Annotated in this window: 18 protein-coding genes; 10 read left to right on the top strand and 8 right to left on the bottom strand. The window is 73.7% G+C overall.

Annotation, left to right across the window (positions count from 1 at the left end; all coding sequences use genetic code 11):
* Positions 1-151 precede the first annotated feature (151 nt).
* Positions 152-2,341, bottom strand: coding sequence for a hypothetical protein (locus tag ABT095_RS34470; RefSeq protein WP_350533516.1), 2,190 nt, complete (start codon positions 2,339-2,341; stop codon positions 152-154).
* 379 nt (positions 2,342-2,720) lie between these two features.
* On the bottom strand, positions 2,721-3,521 hold the full coding sequence (locus ABT095_RS34465; protein WP_350533515.1) for a TetR/AcrR family transcriptional regulator: 801 nt from the start codon (positions 3,519-3,521) through the stop codon (positions 2,721-2,723).
* A 392-nt stretch (positions 3,522-3,913) separates the two neighbouring features.
* On the opposite strand from ABT095_RS34465, the gene ABT095_RS34460 reads away from it, so the two are divergent.
* Complete coding sequence (locus ABT095_RS34460; protein ID WP_350533514.1) at positions 3,914-4,633, top strand: molybdopterin-dependent oxidoreductase; 720 nt, start codon at positions 3,914-3,916, stop codon at positions 4,631-4,633.
* A complete protein-coding gene (locus ABT095_RS34455) occupies positions 4,575-5,246 on the top strand; it encodes a cytochrome b/b6 domain-containing protein (RefSeq protein WP_350533513.1) in 672 nt (223 codons plus the stop codon). Before ABT095_RS34460 ends, ABT095_RS34455 begins: the two co-directional genes overlap by 59 nt.
* Here the strand turns inward: ABT095_RS34455 and ABT095_RS34450 are convergent.
* Positions 5,222-5,737, bottom strand: a complete 516-nt coding sequence (locus ABT095_RS34450) for an NUDIX hydrolase (protein WP_350533512.1) — start codon at positions 5,735-5,737, stop codon at positions 5,222-5,224. The two genes, ABT095_RS34455 and ABT095_RS34450, sit on opposite strands and share 25 nt — an antisense overlap.
* 81 nt (positions 5,738-5,818) lie before the next feature.
* On the opposite strand from ABT095_RS34450, the gene ABT095_RS34445 reads away from it, so the two are divergent.
* Complete coding sequence (locus ABT095_RS34445) at positions 5,819-7,039, top strand: serine hydrolase domain-containing protein (RefSeq protein WP_350533511.1); 1,221 nt, start codon at positions 5,819-5,821, stop codon at positions 7,037-7,039.
* Between the two features lie 23 nt (positions 7,040-7,062).
* Here the strand turns inward: ABT095_RS34445 and ABT095_RS34440 are convergent, their stop codons facing one another.
* The 4 genes from ABT095_RS34440 to ABT095_RS34425 all read right to left on the bottom strand — a co-directional run bounded on the left by ABT095_RS34440 (position 7,063) and on the right by ABT095_RS34425 (position 10,501).
* Positions 7,063-7,365, bottom strand: a complete 303-nt coding sequence (locus ABT095_RS34440) for a nuclear transport factor 2 family protein (RefSeq protein ID WP_350533510.1) — start codon at positions 7,363-7,365, stop codon at positions 7,063-7,065.
* Between the two features lie 155 nt (positions 7,366-7,520).
* A complete protein-coding gene (locus tag ABT095_RS34435; RefSeq protein WP_350533509.1) occupies positions 7,521-7,877 on the bottom strand; it encodes a DUF779 domain-containing protein in 357 nt (118 codons plus the stop codon).
* Between the two features lies 1 nt (position 7,878).
* Positions 7,879-9,402 carry an acetaldehyde dehydrogenase ExaC gene (exaC, locus tag ABT095_RS34430; protein WP_350533508.1) on the bottom strand — a complete coding sequence of 508 codons (1,524 nt, stop codon included), beginning with the start codon at positions 9,400-9,402 and terminating at the stop codon, positions 7,879-7,881.
* 148 nt (positions 9,403-9,550) lie between these two features.
* Positions 9,551-10,501 carry a terpene synthase family protein gene (locus ABT095_RS34425; protein ID WP_350533507.1) on the bottom strand — a complete coding sequence of 317 codons (951 nt, stop codon included), beginning with the start codon at positions 10,499-10,501 and terminating at the stop codon, positions 9,551-9,553.
* A 352-nt stretch (positions 10,502-10,853) separates the two neighbouring features.
* On the opposite strand from ABT095_RS34425, the gene ABT095_RS34420 reads away from it, so the two are divergent.
* The 6 genes from ABT095_RS34420 to ABT095_RS34395 all read left to right on the top strand — a co-directional run bounded on the left by ABT095_RS34420 (position 10,854) and on the right by ABT095_RS34395 (position 19,139).
* Positions 10,854-13,847 carry an ATP-binding protein gene (locus ABT095_RS34420; protein ID WP_350533506.1) on the top strand — a complete coding sequence of 998 codons (2,994 nt, stop codon included), beginning with the start codon at positions 10,854-10,856 and terminating at the stop codon, positions 13,845-13,847.
* A gap of 75 nt (positions 13,848-13,922) precedes the next feature.
* Positions 13,923-14,987 carry an aldose epimerase family protein gene (locus ABT095_RS34415; protein ID WP_350533505.1) on the top strand — a complete coding sequence of 355 codons (1,065 nt, stop codon included), beginning with the start codon at positions 13,923-13,925 and terminating at the stop codon, positions 14,985-14,987.
* A gap of 138 nt (positions 14,988-15,125) precedes the next feature.
* The gene (locus ABT095_RS34410; RefSeq protein WP_350533504.1) at positions 15,126-15,782 is read left to right on the top strand and encodes a helix-turn-helix transcriptional regulator; all 657 of its coding nucleotides are present in this window, start codon (positions 15,126-15,128) and stop codon (positions 15,780-15,782) included.
* Between the two features lie 188 nt (positions 15,783-15,970).
* Positions 15,971-17,458 carry a condensation domain-containing protein gene (locus ABT095_RS34405; RefSeq protein WP_350533520.1) on the top strand — a complete coding sequence of 496 codons (1,488 nt, stop codon included), beginning with the start codon at positions 15,971-15,973 and terminating at the stop codon, positions 17,456-17,458.
* Between the two features lie 49 nt (positions 17,459-17,507).
* On the top strand, positions 17,508-17,924 hold the full coding sequence (locus tag ABT095_RS34400; protein WP_350533519.1) for a YciI family protein: 417 nt from the start codon (positions 17,508-17,510) through the stop codon (positions 17,922-17,924).
* 3 nt (positions 17,925-17,927) lie between these two features.
* Positions 17,928-19,139 (top strand): RNA polymerase sigma factor, encoded by a 1,212-nt coding sequence (locus ABT095_RS34395; protein ID WP_350533518.1) that lies wholly within the window; start codon positions 17,928-17,930, stop codon positions 19,137-19,139.
* A 78-nt stretch (positions 19,140-19,217) separates the two neighbouring features.
* Here ABT095_RS34395 and ABT095_RS34390 read toward each other — a convergent pair whose 3' ends face one another.
* Positions 19,218-20,390 carry a globin domain-containing protein gene (locus tag ABT095_RS34390; RefSeq protein ID WP_350533503.1) on the bottom strand — a complete coding sequence of 391 codons (1,173 nt, stop codon included), beginning with the start codon at positions 20,388-20,390 and terminating at the stop codon, positions 19,218-19,220.
* 332 nt (positions 20,391-20,722) lie between these two features.
* Here ABT095_RS34390 and ABT095_RS34385 point away from each other — a divergent pair, with 332 nt between their 5' ends.
* Positions 20,723-22,009, top strand: coding sequence for an extracellular solute-binding protein (locus tag ABT095_RS34385; protein ID WP_350533502.1), 1,287 nt, complete (start codon positions 20,723-20,725; stop codon positions 22,007-22,009).
* Positions 22,010-22,040 lie beyond the last annotated feature (31 nt).

Genomic DNA, 22,040 nt, shown 5'->3' with positions numbered 1-22,040 from the left:
CTTCCGAGGACCCTGCGGTGTCCGGTCCTCACGGATCTCGAAGTCCATCGCACCCCTTGAGCTGGGGTGTTGCGACGACCACTAGAACCCAAGGTGCGGTACGGGGCCTTCACGGAGGTCGGTCGGCAGGGCTCGGTTCAGTGGGGGCCGGTCAGCCGAACGGGTTGTAGGCCGGCGGTGCGGGCGGGGCCGGGGGAGCGGCCGGGGCCTCGGCCGAGTTCGCGGACGGGGCGGGCGGCGCGAAGGGGTCGAAGTCCGCTGGCGGGACGTGCACCGGGGTGCCCTTGCCCGGATCGGCTTCCTCGGCCTCGCCGCCGCTGGGGGCCGGGGGCGCGAACGGGTCGAAGTCGGCCGGGGGCACCGCGACCGGGGTGCCCTTGCCGGGCTTCGGGGGCGCCGCCGGCGCCGGCGGAGCCACCACCGGCGGCGCCACCGGGGCGGGCGGCGGGGTGGGGGCGGCCGAGCCGGCCATCACGGTGCCGAACGGGTCCTTCGGGACGGTGACGGTGCCGAAGGGGTCGGCTGCCACCGGCGCGGCGGGCGCCGCCGGGGCGGCCGGGGCCGCGGGCGCGGCGCTCCGGCCGAAGGGGTCGAAGTCGGCGGGCGGGACGTTGACCGCCGTGCCCTTGTCGGAGTCGCCGCCGGCACTGGGGGCCGGGGGCGCAAAGGGGTCGAAGTCGGCCGGGGGGACGTGGACGGCGGTGCCCTTGGGGGCCTCGGGCTGCGCGGTGGTCGGCGCGGGCGGGGCGAAGGGGTCGAAGTCGGCCGGGGGGACGTGGACGGCGGTGCCCTTGGGGGCCTCGGGCTGCGCGGTGGTCGGTGCCGGGGGCGCGAAGGGGTCGAAGTCGGCCGGGGGCACGTGGACGGCGGTGCCCTTGGGAGCCTCGGGCTGGGCCGGGGCGGGGGCCGGGGGCGCGAACGGATCGAAGGCGGCTGCGGCCTGGACGGGCGCGGCCGGGGGAGCCTCGGTGGACGCGAGGGCCGTGGTCGGCGCGGGCGGCGCGAAGGGGTCGAACTCCGCCGGGGGGACGTGGACGGCCGTGCCCTTGGGGGCCTCGGGCCGCGCGGTGGTCGGCGCGGGCGGGGCGGGCGGTGCGAAGGGGTTGAAGTCGGCCGGGGGCACCGCGACCGGGGTGCCCGCCTGCGCGGCAGGCTGCCGCGGCGGAGCCGGGGGCGCGACGGACGGGGCGGCCTGAACCGGCGCGGGCTGGGCGGGCGCGGGCTGAGCCGGGACGGGGGCGGGGGCGGCCGCGGTGGTGACCTGGGCGGTGGCGGTCGGCGCGGCGGTGGCGATCACGCCGTCCCAGCCGAGCTGAAGGCTTTTCAGGATGTCGGCGAAGGCGCCCGCGTACAGCTCCCAGTCCTCCGAGCGGACGGTGCCCAACTGCACGGTGAGCACCGAGGCGCCGTCCGGCAGCGGCACGAAGGCCTGGGCCACCGAGGCGATCGCCCAGCGCCGGGTGCCGTCCACGCTGAGCTGCGCGGGCACCGGCGCCGAACGGCCCTCGACCAGCACGACGGCGGGCCCGGCGGGCAGCAGCACCGTCCAGACCTCGGCGTTCGGGCGGGTGTCGGCCAGTGCGGTGGCCAGCTCGGTGACGGGCGTACGGTCGGTGGCGAGCGAGACGACCAGCGAGGCGTGGCTCGGGCGGTCGCCCACCTCGAGGGCGGCGACCCCGGCGAAGACCACCCCGGCCGCGTGCAGCGGCTCGGCGAGCGCGCTGCTCAGCACGGCCCAGTCCCGGCGGGTGGCCGGGTCGGCCCCGGCGAAGATCTCCTCGGCCGTCTCGACCAGGTGGGTGGCCCGGTCGGCCTGCTCGCCCCGGGTGGTGACGGGGTGGAAGACCGGCGGTACCACCAGGCGGACCTCCACGCCCGCGCCGGTGGCCAGCTCGTCCGGCACCAGCGTCTCGCGGCCCGAGGCCAGCTCGGCCAGCACGGCCGGGAACGGCGGGCGCAGCCCCGGGTCGGAGGCCTCCGCCGTGACGGGCAGCTGGAAGTGAGCGGCCGTCGGCCCCTGGCCCGGCGCGCCCTCGACACCCCGGACGGCCCCGGCGCCCAGGCGGCGGAGAAGTTCGGCGGTCAGGCCGGAGCCGGCGTCGGTGCCGCGCAGTGAGCTGGCCTCGACCACCGTGCCGAGGCCACGCACCGTCAGGGTGCCCTGGCCGGTGGTGGCCAGCCGCAGGCCGAAGAGGGCGCCGGCCGTGGGGTGGTCGGCGCGGCGGAAGGCGGTGAGGGAAGCCACGGGGTAGTGCGAGGCCCTGCCGTCGAGCAGTGCCTCGGCCAGCACGTCGAGCGTGGCCCCGATCCGCTCCGCACCCGCGAAGCCGTCCTGAGTCATGCCGCTGAGCCCCCCATCGCTCCCGAAGTCTGGCCGTCTGCGTGCGTCCGAACGGCCCAATGCTGCCCATTTTCTATCAGAAAGAGCTGGCCGGGCGGCACTGGGCGGTGGGTCGGGGCGGCTGAGGAGGAGTGGGGAGGGAGGGTTTGTGGGGGTGGGGCGAGGGTGGGGTCGCCGCGGCGGGCGGCACTGGGCGGTGGGTCGGGGCCGCTGAGGAGGAGTGGGGAGGGAGGGTTTGTGGGGGTGGGGCGAGGGTGGGGTCGCCGCGGCGGGCGGCACTGGGCGGTGGGTCGGGGCGGCTGAGGAGGAGTGGAGAGGGAGGGTTGGTGGGGGTGGGGCGAGGGTGGGGTCGCCGCGGCGGGCGGCACTGGGCAGTGGGTCAGGACTGCTGAGGAGGCGCGGAGCGAGGGTCGGTGGTGGCGGCCAGGCGGCCGAGGGTTTCGGCCAGGCCGGGGACGGCGAGGAGGCCGGCCAGGTCGCGGATCAGGCGGCCGGTGGGGCCGTCCTGGGGTTCGGCGGTGAGGAAGTCGGCGAGCTCCAGGGCGACGGCGGGCTCGCGGGCGGCCGTCACGGTGAGGGCGACCACGAACTCCTGCACCAGCTGCAGCTGCAGCTCCTCGCGGGGCACGCTCCGGTCGGCCAGCCACTCCAGCGAGGTGATTTCGGCGTTGGCGATCCAGGCGCGGACGGTGCGGCGCACCCCGGCGCTGGGCTCGGCCAGTGCCAGGTGGAGCAGGATCTGCTCGTACGCGGCCCGCCGCACCTCGTCGATGATCGCTGTGGTGCCGGGGCTGGCGGCCACCGAGCCGCCACGCAGCAGGGCGGCGAAGCCGGGGCCGTGGCTGTCCACGAAGTCGAGGTAACGGCCCATCACCCGGTGCAGCCGCTCGGAGAGCGGGCCCTCGGCCTTCTCCTCGAAGCGGCCGGCCAGCTCCTGGCCGGCCCGCCGCAGCGACTCCTCGTAGATCGCCTGCTTGCCGGGGAAGTAGTGGTACACCAGCGGCCGCGAGGCGCCCGCCGCCGCGGCGATGTCGTCGATCGAGACCTCCTCGGGCGGCCGGTGCGCGAAGAGCTCGAGGGCGACGGCGATCAGCTGCTCCCGCCGTTCGTCCACACTCAGCCGTCGCCGGGCCCCTCGCCCACCGGACTTGTCCGTCACCGCCTGCGCACGCGAAGCCATGGCCCTACCCTAGGGCCTCTCCTTCGGATCACGCCGGGCGGTCGTCGCCGGGGCACGCGCCCTCCTTGCCCGGCATCGGGCAGGAGGGGCCCTTCGCCGGCTTCTCCTCAGTCGCCGATGCTCCGCATGGACTCTCCCCCAGCCTTCGGCCGGGAGGTGCCCCCGCCTCGGCGCCGCCCGCGCGTCACTGGGCGACGCCCGCCCCGCGGCGCCAGCCGCTGATGTCACAGCCGACGTGATCCGAAAGAGAGGCCCTGGTCAACGCAGCCCCTGGACCGGCAGGCCAGGCTCGGGGCCGGTGGTGGCCAGGGTGTCCTCGTCAGGTGTGACGAAAGTCTGACGGTGGGCCGGGGAGGCTGGATTCGGGGGGTGCGGGCTGGTCGAATCTAAGGGTGAGCGGTGACGGAGAGAAGGCGGCTGCGCCCGGGACGCCCGTCGGGCGGCGGGTGGTGCTGGGGATGATCGGGCTCGGGGTGGCCGGGGTGGCGGCCGGGCCGTACCTGCAGCGCGGTGTGGAGAACGTGACCAGCAAGGACCCGACCGGGCTGAGCGGACTGCTGCCCGGCGGCGGGGGCTTCCGGTACTACTCGGTGGCCGGTTCGGTGCCGAGCCGCTCGGCGGCCGACTACCGGCTGACGGTGGACGGTCTGGTGAACCGCCCGGCCAGCTACGGGCTGGCCGAGCTGCAGGCCATGCGCCAGCGCCGCGTGGTGCACGACGTGCAGTGCGTGACCGGCTGGCGGGTGCCCAGCGTGCCGTTCGAGGGCGTGCCGCTGGCCGACCTGCTGGCCGCCGCCGGAGTCCGCCCGGAGGCCACCGCCGTCCGGTTCAGCTGCTTCGACGGCACGTACAGCGAGAGCCTGACGCTGGAGCAGGCCCGGCAGGACGGCGTGCTGGTCGCGCTGCGGATGAAGGACGCCCCGGTCAGCCACGAGCACGGCGGCCCGGTGCGGCTGTACGTCGCGCCGATGTACTTCTACAAGTCCGCCAAGTGGCTCTCCGGCATCACCCTCACCCCGACCGTGCAGACCGGCTACTGGGAGCAGTACGGATATGACACCGACGCCTGGGTCGGCCGGTCGAACGGGCGCGACGATGCACCGACCGGCTGAGCGCGTGCCCCGCTTCACCCGGGCCGAGCACTGGGTGCACCGGGCCACCGCCGCCCTGATGCTGATCTGCCTGGTGACGGCGGCCTTCCTCTACTACCCGCCACTGTCCGAGCTGGTCGGCCGCCGCCGCCTGGTGGTGACGGTGCACGAGTGGTGCGGCCTGGCGCTGCCGGTGCCGCTGCTGCTCGGCCTCGCCTCCCGCGCGCTGCGCGCCGACCTGGCCCGGCTGAACCGCTTCGCGCCGTACGACCGGGCCTGGCTGCGGGCCGTGCGGCAGCGCTCGTACCGCCGCCCGGCGGGCAAGTTCAACGCCGGGCAGAAGCTGTATGCGGCGTGGATCGGCGGGGCGGTGCTGGTGATGATCGGCACCGGGCTGCTGATGTGGTTCACCCACCTCGCCCCGCTGGTCTGGCGCACCGGTGCGACCTTCGTCCACGACTGGCTGGCGGTGGCCGTCGCGGTGGTGGTCGGCGGGCACGTCTGGATGGCGGTGAAGGACCCGGAGGCCCGGCGGGGGCTGCGCACCGGCAGCGTCGACCCGCTCTGGGCCGCCCGGGAGCACCCCGACTGGGACCACCGGGCCGAGGATCAGGAGCGCGGCAGCTCCAGGTAGCGCCGGTAGGCCGCCAGACCGTCCGGGACGAAGGGCCATTCGGCGAGCTTCGCCGACAGTTCGTCGTCGGTCAGCCAGCCGTGCCAGGCGACCTCCTCGACCTGCGGGGAGACCGGCCCGTCCCAGGCGGCTTCGTACACCTGGCACCACCACTGGTCGCCGTCGGCCGCGTTGTCGAACAGGAACTTGAACAGCCGGGTGGGCGTGATGCCGCTGACGCCCATCTCCTCCTCGGCCTCCCGGACGGCCGCTTCGTCGTACGTCTCCCCGGCGCCGACCACGCCGCCGACGAAGCAGTCGTAGTGGCCCGGGTGGTAGACCTTGGACTCGGTGCGGCGGTGGGTGAAGACCCGGCCCTGCGGGTCGCGCACCAGGATGAAGACGCAGCGGTGCCGCAGCCCGTCCCGGTACACCACGTCCCGGTAGGCCTGGCCGGTCACCACGTCCTGCTCGTCGACCACGTCAAGCAGCTCTTCGGCGGGGTTCGTCATGGAGGTGACGCTACCGAACGGGAGCCGGTCTGATCAGCCGATAATGGTCTTGACTGGTGTGGCGAGAGGGACGGTAGCTCGGTGGTGGAGATCTGGGGCGAGACGGCGGCGGGTTTCGAGCCCGTGCGGGAGGCCTTCGCGCGCAACTTCCGGGAGCACGGCGAGCTGGGCGCGGCCTTCGCGCTGTACGTGGACGGCCGCAAGGTGGTCGACCTGTGGGGCGGGGACGCCCGGCCGGAGGTCGGTGGGCGGCCCGCGCCGGCGGTGGCCTGGACGGCGGACACGGCCCAGGTACTGCGCTCGGTCACCAAGGGCCTCACCGCCGCCACCGCGCTGCACCTGGTCGAGCGCGGCAAGCTCGACCTGGACGCGCCGGTCTCCTCCTACTGGCCGGAGTTCGCGGCCGCGGGGAAGGAGCGGGTGCCGGTCCGCTGGCTGCTCTCGCACCAGGCCGGGCTGCCCGCGCTGGACGTGCCGCTGCGGGTCGAGGACGTGATCGCCTGGGAGCCCGCCGCGGCCGCCGTCGCCGCCCAGGCACCCGCCTGGGAGCCCGGCACCGCGCACGGCTACCACCCGTACACCTTCGGCTGGCTGGTGGGCGAGGTGGTGCGCCGGGCGAGCGGGCGCAGCATCGGCCGGTACTTCGCCGAGGAGATCGCCCAGCCGCTCGGCCTGGACCTGTGGATCGGACTGCCGGCGGGGGCCCGCCCGAGGGTCGGCCTGCTGGTGGACCTGCCCGCCCCGGAGGCCGCCCACAGCGGCCCGAACGGCCTCAAGCTGCGGCCCCGGCAGGCCGTGGTGGACGCCTACCAGAACCCGGCCTCGCTGACGGCCCGTTCGTTCGCCGCCGTGCGGCCCACGGTGGACCTCAACGACCCCGCGGTGCAGGCCGTCGAGATCCCCGGCGCGGGCGGGATCGGGACGGCCCGGTCGGTGGCCCGGTTCTACGCCGCGCTGATCGGCGCGGCCGACCGGCACAGCGGAGCGCCCGGGGAGCTGCTGCCGCCGGTGGTCGGCTCCGACCTGCTCCGGGAGGCCGCCGGGCCGGAGGTGAGCGGGCCCGACCGGGTGCTCATCATCAACACCTCCTTCGGGCTCGGCTTCTTCCGCCACGGCCCGACCTCCCCGATGTCCTCCCCGGCCGCCTTCGGCCACCCGGGCCGCGGCGGCTCCCTCGGCTTCGCCGACCCGGAGCTGGGCATCGGTTTCGGCTACGTCACCAACGGCATGCAGCCCGGGGTGACCGGGGACATCCGCTCCCGGACCCTGATCGCCGCGGTGCGCGGCTGCCTGGGTCTCTAGGTTTCAGGCCTGGCCGGTGGGCGTCAGGCCTGGCCGGTGGCGAAGTGGGAGATCTTGTCGCCCGAGACGGTGAAGCGCCAGGCGGTCCGCATCTCGCCCCAGGTGTCGTTGCGGTAGTTCGCTACCAGGGAGCGGCCGCCGTCGGACTCCGAGACCACGTCGAGGCGGCCGTTGGAGGAGAAGATCTCCCGGTCCACCCAGGGGGCGAGGTCGCGCTCGGCGCCGTCGTCGGACATGGTCGCGCCGGGGGTGAGCAGGGCGAAGAAGGCGGCGCGGTCGCCGGAGTTGATCGCGGCGATCAGGGCGCGGACGGTCGGATCGGTCATCGGTACTCCTCGGGGCTCCTGGGGAGGGTGTGATCAGTTCCGATTGTGGCGGATTCACCCCGTTCTGCCCGGAAGGAGGAGGCGGTGGGTCCCGCCGGGCCGCCCGTCCTGACGGCACGACGGAGCCGCCCGCCCGGGCGGGCGGCTCCTGAAGGTCAGTCCGCCTCGGTCATCAGCCGGGAGCGGGTGAGGAAGCGCCGTCCGGTCGGGGTCTCCAGGGAGAACCCGCTGCCCCGGCCGGGGACGACGTCGATGGTCAGGTGGGTGTGCGACCAGTACGCGTACTGGTCGCGGGCCATCCAGACCTGGACGGGGGCCAGGCCCTCGACGTGCAGCTCGCCGAGCAGGTGGTCGGCCTCGGAGAGCAGCAGTTCGCCCACCGGGTAGCACATCGGGGCCGAGCCGTCGCAGCAGCCGCCGGACTGGTGGAACATCAACGGCCCGTGCTGCGCCGTCAGTTCACGGATCAGCTCGGCGGCCTCGGCGGTGAGGTCGACCTGGGAGGCGGCCATCCTAGAAGAACCCGAGCGCCTGCGGCGAGTAGCTGACCAGCAGGTTCTTGGTCTGCTGGTAGTGCTCGAGCAGCATCTTGTGGGTCTCCCGCCCGATGCCGGAGTTCTTGTAGCCGCCGAAGGCGGCGTGGGCGGGATACAAGTGATAGGAATTCGTCCACACCCGGCCCGCCTGGATGGCCCGGCCCGCCCGGTAGGCGGTGGAGCCGTTGCGGCTCCAGACGCCGGCGCCCAGGCCGTAGAGGGTGTCGTTGGCGAGGTCGATGCCGTCGGCGAAGTCCTCGAAGCGGGTGACGGCGACGACCGGGCCGAAGATCTCCTCCTGGAAGATCCGCATGCGGTTCTCGCCCTCGAAGACGGTCGGCGCCATGTAGTAGCCGCCGCTCAACTCGCCTCCGAGGTCGACGCGTTCGCCGCCGATCAGCACCTTGGCGCCCTCGGCCTGGCCGATCTCCACGTAGGAGAGGATCTTCTCCAGCTGGTCGTTGCTGGCCTGCGCGCCGACCATGGTGTCGGTGTCCAGCGGGTTGCCCTGGCGGATCGCCCGGACCCGCTCCAGGCCGTCGGCGAGGAAGCCGTCGTAGATCGAGCCCTGGACGAGGGCCCGGCTGGGGCAGGTGCAGACCTCGCCCTGGTTGAGGGCGAACATGGCGAAGCCCTCGAGCGCCTTGTCGTAGAAGGCGTCCCGCTCGGCCGCCACGTCGGCGAAGAAGAGATTGGGGCTCTTGCCGCCCAGCTCCAGGCTGACCGGGATGAGGTTGGCGCTGGCGTACTGCATGATCAGGCGGCCGGTGGTGGTCTCGCCGGTGAAGGCGATCTTGCCGATCCGGGGGCTGGCGGCCAGCGGCTTGCCCGCCTCCACGCCGAAGCCGTTGACCACGTTGACCACACCCGGGGGCAGCAGGTCGGCGGTCAGCTCGATCAGCACCAGCACCGAGGCCGGCGTCTGCTCGGCCGGCTTGAGCACCACGGTGTTGCCCGCGGCGAGGGCCGGGGCGAGCTTCCAGATCGCCATCAGGATCGGGAAGTTCCACGGGATGATCTGCCCGACCACGCCGATCGGCTCGTGGAAGTGGTAGGCCACGGTGTCCTCGTCGATCTGCGACAGCGAGCCCTCCTGGGCCCGCAGCGCACCGGCGAAGTACCGCAGGTGGTCGATGGCCAGGGGTATGTCGGCGGCCAGGGTCTCGCGGACGGGCTTGCCGTTCTCCCAGCTCTCCGCGACCGCGAGGGCCTCGAGGTTCTCGGCCATCCGGTCGGCCAGGCTCAACAGCACCTGGGCCCGCTCGGCGGGCGAGGTGCGGCCCCAGGCCGGCGCCGCCGCGTGGGCGGCGTCCAGGGCCGCCTCGATGTCCTCGGCGGTGCCCCGGGCCACCTCGCAGAAGGTCTGCCCGGTGACGGGGGTCGGGTTCTCGAAGTACTGCCCCCGCACTGGGGGCCGCCACTCACCGCCGATCCAGTGCTCGTACCTGGCACGGTAGGTGACGACGCTGCCGGGCCGGCCGGGGGGCTGGTAGACCGTCATGTTCCGGTGTCTCCTCGCTGCGGGCTGGGTGGGTTCGCTGCGGTGGTCGGTTCAGACGTGCACAGCGCACCCTAGCCCGGGGCTCGGAGCGCCGCTACGGCGCGTACGCGACCCGTTGCGCGGGGTGGCGCGGCGGGTGGCGTGGTGCTCAGGCGACGCGGTAGCGGCCGGTGTTGCGCTCCCAGTGGAGATAGCCGGCCAGCCAGCTCGCCAGGCCGTCGGCGTACCGCTGGGCCGTCGCGCGGTCGGCCGGGTCGAGCTCCAGCCACTCGTAGGCGTCCGGGAGTTCGGCCTTGAGCTCGAAGAAGCGGTCGGCCATCCGCTGGGCCTCGTCGAGCACCACGGCCCCCGCCTCCTCCACCGAGCAGGCCCGCTCGCGCTGGGCGATGAGCACCAGGTTGCAGACGTCCCCGCGCGGTGCCTCCAGCGGGAAGGAGCGCACGTCGTTGGTCAACGAAGGGATGTCGGCGGCGAGTTGGCGCATCTGCCGGAGCAGCGGGTGGTGCAGCACGGCCTGCGGCACCTCGAAGCGGCCGAGCCGCTCGACCATGTCGAAGACCGTCTCCATCGCCGCGGTTCCCCGACGCAGCATCAGATAGCCCTGGCGGTCCGGGAGTTGGCCGGAGTTGCGGCCGGCCGCCTCCGCCGCGTGGCTGGCGAAGTACCACTCCCAGTCGTAGGCCGTGCGGGCGCGCCAGCGGGCGGACATGCCCTGCTGGCTGCGCCGCCACAGGTCCGCGAAGGCCCGCTCGACCGGCGAGGTGCCGTCGGGCCGGGCGCCGTGCAGGATGGCGCCGAGCTTGTCGCAGAGCCGCGCTATCCGCCTGGGGTGGCGGCCGAGCGGCCCGTCGAACTGGTCGTCGAAGAGGAAGTAGAAGCCCAACAGGTCGGCGGCGAGGCCGAGATCGGCGGGGGAGCAGTCGGGGTAGCTGAGGGCGGCCAGCTCGGCGATCTCCCAGTGGGCGTAGTCGAGGTCGGCCGTTCCTGCGGCGAGGTCGCGGTGGCGCTGGAGCCACTCCCGGTGGTGCTGCGCGGCGAGCGGGTGGTGCTGGCTTCTGCGGTGGGGGAAGGGAAGCTCAAGATAGGTGTCGTCGGACATCGGACTCCCGGGCGCTGCTGAAGGTGCGGTGGGTACTGGACTCCGGTGGGGTCGTGCCAGTGGGGTCGTGCCTGTCGTGTCGTTCCGGGTGAAAACGATCTCTGCTCCTCGCGCGGCGAGAGAGTATCCGATCTGATCATCAGATGGCAGGCATGTCAGGGCATTTGCCCCGGATGCCCGGTCCGAACCCTGCAAGTGCTCCCCGGCCTGCGCGAATGCGCCCCATGGGGGCGCACACGGCGCTAATGTCGGCGGGGAATACCCGGAGCGCGGTCGCGTCCTCACCGGACGTGTCCGACGCTGCATCACGGGGCATGGCCCGGTGGGTGACACGGCGAGGCGGAGGCGGGCAGTGGCCGGAGAACAGGACGCGGTGCGGAGCGAGGACGGCACTGGCCGTGCGGAGGGCGCCCAGCACCTGCACGAGCGCGACCGCGAGCTGGAGTCCGCCAGGCGCTCACTGGCCCGGCTGTGCGACGAGTTCGCGGCCGGCGGCACCGAGATCGGCGAGGTGCTGCTGCTCGACGCCCCGGCCGGGCACGGCAAGACCTCCGTCCTGGACGAGCTGCGCCGGATGGCCGGGCTCCGGAAGAACTGCACCTTCCTCACCGGCCGCGGCGGCGAGCGGCAGACCAACGAACCCTTCCACGTGCTGCGCCAGTTGCTGCACCCGGTGCTGAGCAGCCTCACCGAGGGCGAGCGCGCCGAGGTCTTCGGCGACTGGTACAGCATCGTCGGCCCGGCCATCGGCCTGATGCCGCCCTCGGGCGAGATGGAGTCGTTCCTCGACCCCCAGGGCATCCGGGACGGCCTCACCCACGTGCTGACCCAACTGGCCCCGCGCCGGGCGCCCTTGGTGATGGTCGTGGACGACCTGCACTGGGCCGACCTGGAGTCGCTGGCCTGGCTGGCCACCTTCGCCGCCCGCACCCGGTACCTGCCGGTGCTGCTCGTCTTCGCCTACCGGGGCGCCGAGATCCGCGACGAGGCGCTCGCCTTCCAGCAGCAGATCGAGAACCAGGCCAGCCGCAAGCACCTGCTGCGCCCGCTCAGCCCCGACTCGGTGGCGCTGGTGGTCCGGGCCGAACTGGGCGGGGACGCCGAGGACGCCTTCTGCCGCCAGGTCTGGGCCGTCACCGCCGGGAGCCCGTTCGACACGCAGGCCCTGCTGCGCGAGGTCCGCGAGCAGGGGCTCAAGCCGGTCGAGGAGAACGCCCCCAAGCTGCACGACCTCGCGGCCTACGCCAAGGGCATGGACGAGAAGTACTGGCTGCAGAAGCTCGGCATCAAGCCGCTGCTGTTCGCCCAGGCCGCGGCCCTGATCGGCACCGACATCCGGCAGAGCCTGGCGGCCAACATCGCGGGCCAGGCCCCCGCCGAGGCCGACCAGTCGGTCCGCGAGCTGCGCCGCCACCGGGTGCTCACCAGCGGCACCGGCGACCGGCTGGACTTCGTGCACCCGCTGATCGGCACCTCGATCTACCAGTCCATGAAGCCCGCCGCCCAGCGCGCGATGCACGGGCAGGCCGCCACCGTCATCGAGAACTCCGGCGGCAGTCTGCTGGACGCCTCCCGGCACCTGCTGGAGACCCACCCCGAGGGTGACGACGCGGTCGTCGACAAGCTGCGCCGGGCCGCGGTCGAGCACCTGGCGATCGGCGCGCCCGAGGCCGCGTACCGCTGTCTGGAACGCGCGTTGATCGAGCCGCCGGACGAGGACGAGCGCGCCGATCTGCTCTACGAGGCCGGGTGCGCGGCGCTGCTCACCCGGCCGCTCGACACCGTCAGCCAGTTGCAGCTGGCCCTGGAGATCGAGGGCGGGCTCAGCCCGGAGCGCCGGGTGGACGCCACCTTCCGCCTGGCCGAGGTGCTGGCCCACGCCGGTGAGCTGGTCAAGGCCGCGGAGATCTGCCGCGCCGAGGCGGACCGCACCCCGGTCGGCCCGGGGCGGACGCGGCTGCGCGCCACCCAGCTGATGTGGCACATGTGGCAGCGCGACGAGGACGACGGCCCCGGGCGGTCGGACCTGCTGCGCGAGCTGTACTACAGCCTCAGCGACGGGGAGGCCTCCGCCCGGGCGGTGCAGGCGCTGAGGGCCTGGGACGTGACGCTGCGCGGACAGTCGGCCGCCAGGGCCCTCGAACTCGTCACCGAAGCCCTGCTGGAGGGCGAGGAGCTGCCGCCGGAGCTGCGCTGGTGCGGCACGACGTGGGGTTTCGAGCTGCCCGCGATCGTCGGCCTGACCTTCACCTACACCGACCAGCTGGCGCAGGCCGAGAAGCTGTTCTCGGACGCGATCATGGACTTCACGGTGGCCGGCTGGAGCGGGGCCCATCTCGGCTTCGGCTACTTCCTGATGGGCCTGGTGCGCTTCCGGCGCGGCTTCCTGACCGAGGCGGAGGACTTCCTGCGACGCGGCCTGCGGCTCTCCGAGCGGATCGCCCCGGACATCCCGCTCCAGTGGGACGCCGTCGGCGTGCTGGCCGACACCCTGCTGGCCCGCGGCCGTACCGAGGAGGCGTGGGAGCTGGCCGAGCGCTACCGGTTCCGCCCGCCGTTCCACCCCACCGCGATGGTGCTGCCGGACGCACCGAGCCTCTACGGCAAGCTCCAGCTGGCCATGGGCGACCACGCCGGGGCGATCGCCACCTTCCGCGAGGTCGGCGCCCAGCTGGACCAGCGGGGCCGCCGCAACACCGTCTGGGCGCCCTGGGCCTCGCACCTGGCCGTGGCGCTGTACGCCACCGGCGAGGTGGAGGAGGCCCGCCGGACGGCGGCGGACGCGGTGGCCCGCGCCCGGGAGTTCGGCACCGCCTCGGCCATCGGCACCGCGCTGCGGCTCCAGGCCGCGGTCTGGGACGGACAGCACGCCGTCGAGCTCCTGGAGGAGGCCGTGGGTGTGCTCAGCCAGTCGCCCGTCGCCTACGAAGTGGCCTACGCGCTGGTCGACCTCGGCGCGGCACTGCGGCGCTCCGGGCGCCTGGAGGAGGCGGCCGAGTACCTGTACCAGGGCATGGAGATGGCCCAGCACTGCGCGGCCGAGGGCCTGGTCACCAGGGCCCGCAGCGAGCTGGCCCACTCCGGCATGCGGCCCAACCGGCTGCGCACGCTCAGCAAGGACGCGCTCAGCAAGCCGGAGTGGGCCGTCGCCAAGCTCGCCGCCCAGGGGGTGCCGCCGCAGCGGATCGCCGACCAGCTCGGCGTCGACCTGGGCCTGGTGCACCGCCGCCTGGTCAGCGTCCACCGCAAGGTCGGCACCGGCCCGGACGGCCTGGCCGCCGCGCTCGGGCTCACCCGGCCCGAACCGGGTGACGGATCGTCGGACGGTTCGTCGGACGGTTCGTGAGCAGGGGCGCCACGGGCGGCTAGGCTTGACGGACGATCACCCGGGGCGGCAGCCGCCCGGAGCGAGGAGCGAGCCATGACAGGGTCGGCAGCGGCGGCCGAGCTGAGCCGGGAGCCGTTCGAGGCGACGGGGGCCGGGGCGGCGATCGAGCGCTGGCGGCTGCGCAGCGGCAGCTGCGAAGCGACGCTGCTCAGCCTCGGCGCCACCCTGCACACGCTCACCGCCCCGGACCGCTTCGGCACCCCGGGGCAGGTGCTGCTGAGCACCGACGAGCTCGGCTCGATCCGCGGCCCGGCCCGCCACTACGGCACCACGGTGGGCCGGTACGCCAACCGGATCGCCGGCAGCCGGATCACGCTGGACGGGGAGGAGCACCCGCTCGCCCCGACCGGCGGCGGGGTCACGCTGCACGGCGGGCCGGACGGCTTCGCGAACCGGATGTGGCAGGGCGAGGAGGCCGAGGGCGGGGTCCGCTTCCACCTGCACAGCCCCGACGGGGACCAGGGCTTCCCCGGCGCGCTCGACGTCTGGGTCACCTACCGGCTGGCCGGCCCCGAGCTGACCATCGACTACCGGGCCGTCACCACCCGCCCCACCGTCGTCAACCTGACCAACCACGCCTACTTCAACCTCGCGGGTGAGGGCAGCGGCGACGTGCTCGGCCACCTGCTCACCCTGGACGCCGACCACTACACCCCGGTCGACGAGCGGCAGATCCCGCTCGGCCCGTACGAGCCGGTGGCCGGCACCCCGTTCGACTTCACCACCGCCCGCCCGATCGGCAAGTCCATCCACGACGAGCACCCCCAGCTGAACGGCGGCTACGACCACAACTGGGTGCTGCGCCCACGCCCGGTGGACGGCACCCCGGCCCGGGCCGCCTTCCTGGAGGACCCGGGCTCCGGCCGCACCCTCGAGGTGCTGACCACCGAGCCGGGCATCCAGGTCTACACCGCCAACGGCTTCCACGGCGCCGTCACCGGAGCCGCCGGCGTGCCCTACGGCCCCTTCTCGGGTGTCGCCCTGGAGACCCAGCACCACCCCGACTCCCCGCACCGCCCCGAGTACCCCTCCACCGAGCTGCGGCCCGGCCAGGAGTTCCGCTCCACCACCGTCCTGCGGTTCGGGGCCTGCGCCTAGGAGTTTGCTGAAGATCTTTCTCCGGCCGCCCGCCTTGCCCGAGTTCGCTGGTAAATGTCGATCGGGGCAATCTGGTGCAAGCTGGGCGCGATTTCAAGATCGTCAGTGCACTCCTAGCCCCGCCGTAGGATTGGCCAGATGGAGACCGGTGACGCGGGGGTGCACAAGGCACTCGCGGTGCCCGCGCGGCGGGCACTGCTGGCGGCGCTCACCGACGCCGCCGAGCCGCTGGACGTCCAGCAGCTGGCCGCGCTGCTCGGCCAGCACGTCACCACGCTGCGCCACCACCTGGCGGCCCTGCTCGAGGCCGGGCTGGTGGTGGCCGAACCGGCGGCCGCGCCGGCCGGGCGGGGGCGGCCCAGGCTGCGGTACGCCGCGGCGCCGGTCCGGGAGCAGCTGGCCGCGTACCAGGTGATGGTCGACGTGCTCGCCCGCGGCTACGGCGCCGACCGCGCGGAGCGGGCCGAGCGGGCCGAGCAGGCCGGCCGGGCCTGGGGCGAGAGCGAGGAGACCGGGGCCGGGCCGCTCGCCGAGCAGGTCCTGGCGGAGGCCGCCGGCTGGGGCTTCAAACCCGAACTTCGGCCCTCGGGCGAGGAGATCGTGCTGCACGGCTGCCCGTTCCAGCGCAACGCCGAGAGCCACCCCGAGGTGGTCTGCTCGGTGCACCAGGGCCTGCTCGACGCCATCGCCTTCCGGGCCGGCCGCCCCGGCGCGCTGCGGCTGCACCCCTTCAGTGGCCCGCACACCTGCACGATCACCATCGAGCCCGGACCGCGACGGGAAGCCGATCGCTGACGGAGGGTCCGTCGAGGCGCAGGGCTCGGCGGAGCGCGAGAGGGCGCGGACCATGAGCCCGCGCGCCGGTCTGGGGCCCGCTCCCGGCCCGCACCGGCGGCCCGTCCCGTTCCCCCGCGTTTCCCCAGGATCACCCGATCGTTGGTCCGCCTGAGTTCTGAGGCCTGCGATCGGAGTACCCCGTGCGAGTGACCGACATCCAGCGTTGCGAGATCCGGCCCGGACGTCTCGTCGAGTGGACGCTGCATCCGGCGGCCGCCGAGGCCGCCGCCGGCCTGCCGGACGATTCGCGCCCGCCCGCGTACGTCCAGGAGGCGCACGTGCGGACGGCGCGGACGGTACGGCAAGGAGGTCTGTCCGTACCGACCTGGATCGGCACCGCGTTCGACCTCCCGGGGCGGATCGATCTCGACGTCCTCCAGGACACGCTACGGATCTGGACACTGCGGCACGAGACGCTGCGCAGCGGCTTCCGCTGGGTCGGCGACGAGCTGCGCCGCTTCACGCTGGCAGCCGACGCCGTCCGGCTGCACCGGGCGGACGTGGGCGACTTTCCCGACGCGCAGACGCTGACCCGGTACCTGGAGAATCGTTTCGACGTCACGGCGGACGCGCTCACCTGGCCGAACTACATGTTCGCCGCCGTCGTCAGGGACGACAGCACCAGCGTCTACATGGCGTTCGACCACACCAACGCCGACGCGTACTCGCTCCAACGCATCGCCGCGGAGGTCCACGAGCTGTACGCGGCGGGCCTGGAAGGCCGCACCGTCCACACGCCACCGGTGGCCAGCTACATCGACTTCGGCGCGACCGAGCGCGCCAAGGCCGACCGGATCGACGACACGGACGCGATCGTGGCCCGCTGGCGGGAGTTCATCACCCGGTGCGACGGGCGGCTGCCGAACTTCCCCGTCGACCTCGGCCTCGATCCCCACGGGCCGTTGCCCGCCCAGAAGTTCATGAACGAGATGCTGGTCGGCGACTCGGACGCGGCGGCCTTCGAGGCGTACTGCCGCCCGTACGGCGGAAGCCTGGTCGGCGTCCTCGCCGCCACCGCCCTGATCGTCCGTGAGCTCGGCGGCCAGCAGGTGTACCGCACCGTCCTGCCGTTCCACACCCGGGCGCACTCCCAGTGGGCGGACTCGGTGGGCTGGTACGTGGGTGTCGCGCCGATCGAGGTGGAGCTGGGGCGGGCGCCGGACTTCGACGGTGCGCTGGAGCTGGTCCGGGCGGCACTGCGGGAGAACCGGGCGCTGTCGCGGATGCCCATCGCCCGGGTGCTGCGGCTGCTGGGGACCGACTTCCGGCCGACCTCGCCGGACCTCTTCTCGATCGTCTCGTTCGTCGACTCGCGCGACATCCCCGGGGCGGAGCGCTGGCACGAGCTGAAGGCGTACGCACTGCTGCGGGTCTCGTACGGCGACCAGGTCTGCGCGTGGACCACCAGGATCCACGAGGGCCTGCAGTTCGCCTGCCGCTACCCGGACACCGACGCGGCGTACAAGAACATGCGGCTGTACATCGAACGGCTCCGGGAGCTGGTCGTCTCGGTGGCGGGGGAGTACCGGGCCGCGCTCGCCGCCACGGCCGACGGCGCACTTCCCGGGCCGCCCCGGCAGGATGTCTTCCGGGGGGATGTCGCGATCGCCGTCCCGGCTTCGACCAAGGGGTGAGCACGCCCGCCGAGGGCGTACCGGAGTGGAGGAGCAGACCGTGAAGTACATGCTCTTGATGCAGTTCAGCGCCCAGCAGTCCGGCGAGGTGCCGCCGATCGGCACCTGGCGGCCGGAGGAGCTGCGGGCCCACATCGAGTTCATGCAGGAGACCAACCGCAAGCTGATCGCCGACGGCGAGTTCGTGGACGCCCAGGGGCTCGCGGGGCCGGAGACGGCGCGGATCGTGCGCTCGCACGCGGGTGGCGCGCCGCTGGTGACCGAGGGCCCGTTCGCCGAGACCAAGGAGTTCCTGGCCGGGTACTGGATCGTCGACTGCGAGAGCGACGGCCGGGCCCTCGAGCTCGCCGCCCACGTGTCGGCCGCGCCCGGGCCCGGCGGGCGACCGCTGAACATGCCGATCGAGGTCCGCCAGGTCATGTCGGCGCCCCCGGTCGACGGGGATCACCCCGACGGGGAGAGCTGAGCCCTGCGCCGCCCGGACGCGGAGACCGAGGACCTGCTGCGCACGCTCGCGCCGCAGGTCCTCGGTGTGCTCGCCCGCCGCACCGGCGACTTCGACCTGGCCGAGGACGCCGTCCAGGAGGCGCTGCTCGCCGCCGCCCGGCAGTGGCCCGAGGAGGGGCTGCCGGGCAACCCGAGGGGCTGGCTGCTCCAGGTGGCGGGCCGGCGGGCGGTCGAGGCGGTCCGCAGCGAACAGGCCCGGCGGCAGCGGGAGGTGCGGGCCGCCCTGCGGGAGCCGGCGGAGCCGGAGCCGGCCGGGCAGGACGACAGCCTGACGCTCTTCCTGCTCTGCTGCCACCCCGCCCTCACCCCGGCCTCCGCCGTCGCCCTCACCCTGCGCAGCGTCGGCGGTCTGACCACCGCAGAGATCGCCCGCGCCTTCCTGGTGCCCGAGACCACCATGGGCCGCCGGATCAGCCGCGCCAAGGAGCGGATCGCCGCGACCGGCGCCCGCTTCGCCCCGCCGACGGCGGCGGAGCTGCCGGAGCGGCTCGACTCCGTGCTGCGGGTGCTCTACCTGGTCTTCACCGAGGGGTACGCGGCGAGCGGCGGCCCGGCGCTGCGGCGGGTCGAGCTCGCGGAGGAGGCGATCCGCCTCGCCCGGCTGCTGGTCCGGTCGCTGCCCGGGGACGCGGAGGCGGCCGGGTTGCTCGCGCTGATGCTGCTCACCGAGGCCCGGGGGCCGGCCCGGACGGGGCCGGCCGGGGAGCTGGTGCCGCTGGACGAGCAGGACCGCTCGCGCTGGGACGCCGACCGGATCGCCGAGGGGGCCGCCCTGCTCACCGCCGCGATGCGGCGCGGCCCGGTCGGGCCGTACCAGGTGCAGGCGGCCGTCGCCGCGCTGCACGACGAGGCCCCGACGGCCGAGGCCACCGACTGGCCGCAGATCCTGGCGCTGTACGGCGTCCTCGAACGCCTGGCTCCCAGCCCACTGGTGACGCTCAACCGGGCCGTGGCCCTCGCCATGACGGACGGCCCGGCGGCGGGCCTCGCCCTCCTCGACACCCTGACCGGCGAGCTGAAGGGCCACCACCACTTCCACGCAGTGCGAGGACACCTGCGCGAACGCGCGGGCGACGTGTCCGGGGCCCGGCACGACTACCGCACCGCCGCCGCCCGGACGGCCAGTACGCCGGAGCGGAACTACCTGCTGCTGAGGCAGGCCAGGCTGGGGTGAGCCGGGGCCGGCCGACGCTGCCGCTCGCCGTACGGCTGCTCACGGCGCCCGAGGCTTCGGCGCGAGCCGATGAAGGTGCTACCGGGCTCCGGCGAGCCAGAGGTCCGGGCCGAAGACCTCGTAGTGGATGCGCTGGGCCGGGACGCCACGCCGCAGCAGCTCGGCGCGGGCCGCCCGCATGAAGGGGAGGGGGCCGCAGAGGTAGGCCCGGACGCCCTCGGGGAGCTCGACGCCGGCCAGGTCGACGTAGCCGGCGCGGTCGGGGGCGGTGGCGTCGGTCTCGTACCAGCGGTGGATCTCGGCGGTGGGCAGCTGGGAGACCAGGGCGGTGAGCTCGGCCGCGTGGGCGTGGTCGGCGGGGGAGCGGTCGCCGTGCACGACGGTGGTCGGGCGGGTGGCGCCGGTGCGGACGAGGTGGTCGAGCATGCCGACCATCGGCGTGATGCCGATCCCGGCGGAGGCGAGCAGCAGCGGCTCGTCCCCGTCCGCGAGGGTCAGGTCGCCGCAGGGGCGGGAGAGGCTGAGCAGGGTGCCGGGCGCGGCGTTGGCGTGCAGCCACCGCGAGACCTCGCCGTCCCGCTTGACGGTGATCCGGAGGTCATCTGAGCCGGGTGCGGCGGAGAGGCTGTACTGCCGGATCTGGCGGGCGCCGTCGGGCAGCTGGACGGCCACGCTGACGTACTGGCCGGGCTCGAAGCGCGGCAGCGGTCCGCCGTCGGCCGGGCGGAGGGCCAGCGCGAGGGCCGTGCTGCCCTGCGGCTCGGCGGCGGTGACGGCGTACTCGCTCCAGACCTCGCCCGGGGTGACCCCGGCCGCACCGTAGAGCTTGGTCTCCAGGGCGATCAGCTCGTTCGCCATCAGCCAGTAGACCTCGTCCCAGGCGGCGGCCACCTCGGCGGTGACGGCCTCGCCCAGCACGGACACGATCGCGGCGAAGAGGTGCCGGTGGACGATCTTGTACTGGTCCTCCGTGACGCCCAGCGCGACGTGCTTGTGCGCGATCCGGGCCAGCATCGCGCCCGGCCGCACGTCCGGGTGCTCGACCAGCATGGTCGCGTACGCGGCGATCGCGCCCGCCAGCGCCTGGCGCTGCGCCCCGGCGGCCTGGTTGCCGCGGTTGAAGAGGTCGCGCTCCAGCTCGGGGTGGGCGGCGAACATCCCGGCGTAGAAGCGCGCGGTGATCTCGTCCAGGGCCCCGCCGACGGCGGGAAGGGTGGCGCGGACGACTTCGGTCGACTGGGGAGAGAGCACGGAGAACCTCCAAAGGCTCGGTGGGAGACCGTGTTCTCAATATAAATGATGGTAATCATCTAAAAACAGCCGGGATGTGCCGAAGCGCCGGGCCGAGCCCGGGGTGATCGGAAAGGGATACCGGAGCGCCAAGAACCGGCAACGCGGAGGACACGCGGGCGTAACGATCGAAGGATCTTGCTGAAACTTGCTGCAAGGACTTTCGGCAGCGGTTGCATCGCTGTTACGTTCCTCCCCGAGCCCGACGGCCGTAACGGCGCGGTCGGCGCGGGACAGCCATTATGCGCCGTCCAACACCCCCCTCGGGCACCCCCACCTCTGAAGGAGTTCTCATGCGGCGTGGCATCGCGGCCTCCGCTCTCGTTGCGGCCCTGGCGGTCTCTCTCGCGGCCTGTGGCAGCAGCGGCTCCGGCTCGGACAGCAGCAAGGCCGACAGCGGCCCGGTCACCATCACCTACTGGGACACCTCGAACGCGACCAACGAGGCGCCGAACTACCAGGCCCTGGTGAAGAAGTTCGAGACCGCCAACCCGAACATCAAGGTCACCTTCGTCAACGTCCCGTTCGACCAGGCGCAGAACAAGCTGCAGACCGCGATGGGCGCCTCCGGCGCGCCGGACGTCTTCCGCTCCGAGGTCGGCTGGACCTCCGCGTTCGCCAAGGCCGGCTTCCTGGAGCCGCTGGACGGCACCCCGGCCGCCGCCGACGTCTCCGCCTTCCAGGCCAGCCTGATCCAGCAGGCCAAGTACGACGGCAAGCTGTACGGCGTGCCGCTGGTCACCGACACCCTCGGCCTGATGTACAACAAGGCGCTGTTCGCCAAGGCCGGCATCACCGCCGCCCCGAAGACCTGGGACGAGCTGAAGGCCGACGCCGCCCAGCTCAAGGACAAGGCCGGGGTCGACGGCTTCTGGATGCGCGCCGGTGACGGCTACTACGCGATGCCGTTCCTCTACGGCGAGGGCACCAACATGGTGGACGCCTCGGCGAAGAAGATCACCATCAACTCGCCCGAGGCCGCCAAGGCCGTCGAGACCTACAAGTCGATGTTCACCGCGCCCGGCACCGTCAAGGCCGACGTGACCACCGACAGCTACGCCCACATGATGGACGCCTTCACCAGCGGCAAGGTCGCGGCGATCATCCAGGGCCCCTGGGAGATCACCAACGTCTACAAGGGCAGCGCCTTCGCCGACAAGAAGAACCTCGGCATCGCCGCCGTCCCGGCCGGCTCCACCGGCAAGGCCGGTGCCCCGACCGGCGGCCACAACGTCTCGGTCTACGCCGGTGCCGACGCCGCCCACAAGGCGGCCGGCGAGAAGCTCGCGGCCTTCCTGACCTCCGCCGAGAGCCAGACCTTCCTCGCGCAGAAGAACTCCACCCTGCCGACCCGCACCGACGCCTACACCGCCGACGTGAAGGCAGACCCGGGCATCGCCGGCTTCCAGGCGATCCTGACCGCCGCCCAGCCGCGCCCCGAGCTGCCCGAGTACAGCTCGCTGTTCGGCTCGATCGGCACCAACCTCGGCAAGATCGTCCAGGGTCAGTCCTCGACCCAGGCCGGCCTGGACGCCACCGCCGTCGACTACGCCAAGCTGCTCCCCGGCTTCGCGAAGTAAGTCCTTGCAGCAGCCGCCCGGCGACCCCCAC

Source organism: Kitasatospora sp. NPDC002227 (assembly GCF_040296285.1).
Classification (GTDB): Bacteria; Actinomycetota; Actinomycetes; order Streptomycetales; family Streptomycetaceae; genus Kitasatospora.
The sequence above is the reverse complement of the archived record's forward strand: the minus strand, read 5'-3'. Positions and strand labels throughout refer to the sequence as shown.

Excerpts from the sequence above, each read along its gene's own strand:
- ABT095_RS34470 (WP_350533516.1), bottom strand. The coding sequence starts at position 2,341 with ATGACTCAGGACGGCTTCGCGGGTGCGGAGCGGATCGGGGCCACGCTC.
- ABT095_RS34465 (WP_350533515.1), bottom strand. The coding sequence starts at position 3,521 with ATGGCTTCGCGTGCGCAGGCGGTGACGGACAAGTCCGGTGGGCGAGGG.
- ABT095_RS34455 (WP_350533513.1), top strand. The coding sequence starts at position 4,575 with ATGACACCGACGCCTGGGTCGGCCGGTCGAACGGGCGCGACGATGCAC.
- ABT095_RS34450 (WP_350533512.1), bottom strand. The coding sequence starts at position 5,737 with ATGACGAACCCCGCCGAAGAGCTGCTTGACGTGGTCGACGAGCAGGAC.
- ABT095_RS34440 (WP_350533510.1), bottom strand. The coding sequence starts at position 7,365 with ATGACCGATCCGACCGTCCGCGCCCTGATCGCCGCGATCAACTCCGGC.
- ABT095_RS34435 (WP_350533509.1), bottom strand. The coding sequence starts at position 7,877 with ATGGCCGCCTCCCAGGTCGACCTCACCGCCGAGGCCGCCGAGCTGATC.
- exaC (WP_350533508.1), bottom strand. The coding sequence starts at position 9,402 with ATGACGGTCTACCAGCCCCCCGGCCGGCCCGGCAGCGTCGTCACCTAC.
- ABT095_RS34425 (WP_350533507.1), bottom strand. The coding sequence starts at position 10,501 with ATGTCCGACGACACCTATCTTGAGCTTCCCTTCCCCCACCGCAGAAGC.
- ABT095_RS34415 (WP_350533505.1), top strand. The coding sequence starts at position 13,923 with ATGACAGGGTCGGCAGCGGCGGCCGAGCTGAGCCGGGAGCCGTTCGAG.
- ABT095_RS34410 (WP_350533504.1), top strand. The coding sequence starts at position 15,126 with ATGGAGACCGGTGACGCGGGGGTGCACAAGGCACTCGCGGTGCCCGCG.
- ABT095_RS34400 (WP_350533519.1), top strand. The coding sequence starts at position 17,508 with ATGCTCTTGATGCAGTTCAGCGCCCAGCAGTCCGGCGAGGTGCCGCCG.
- ABT095_RS34385 (WP_350533502.1), top strand. The coding sequence starts at position 20,723 with ATGCGGCGTGGCATCGCGGCCTCCGCTCTCGTTGCGGCCCTGGCGGTC.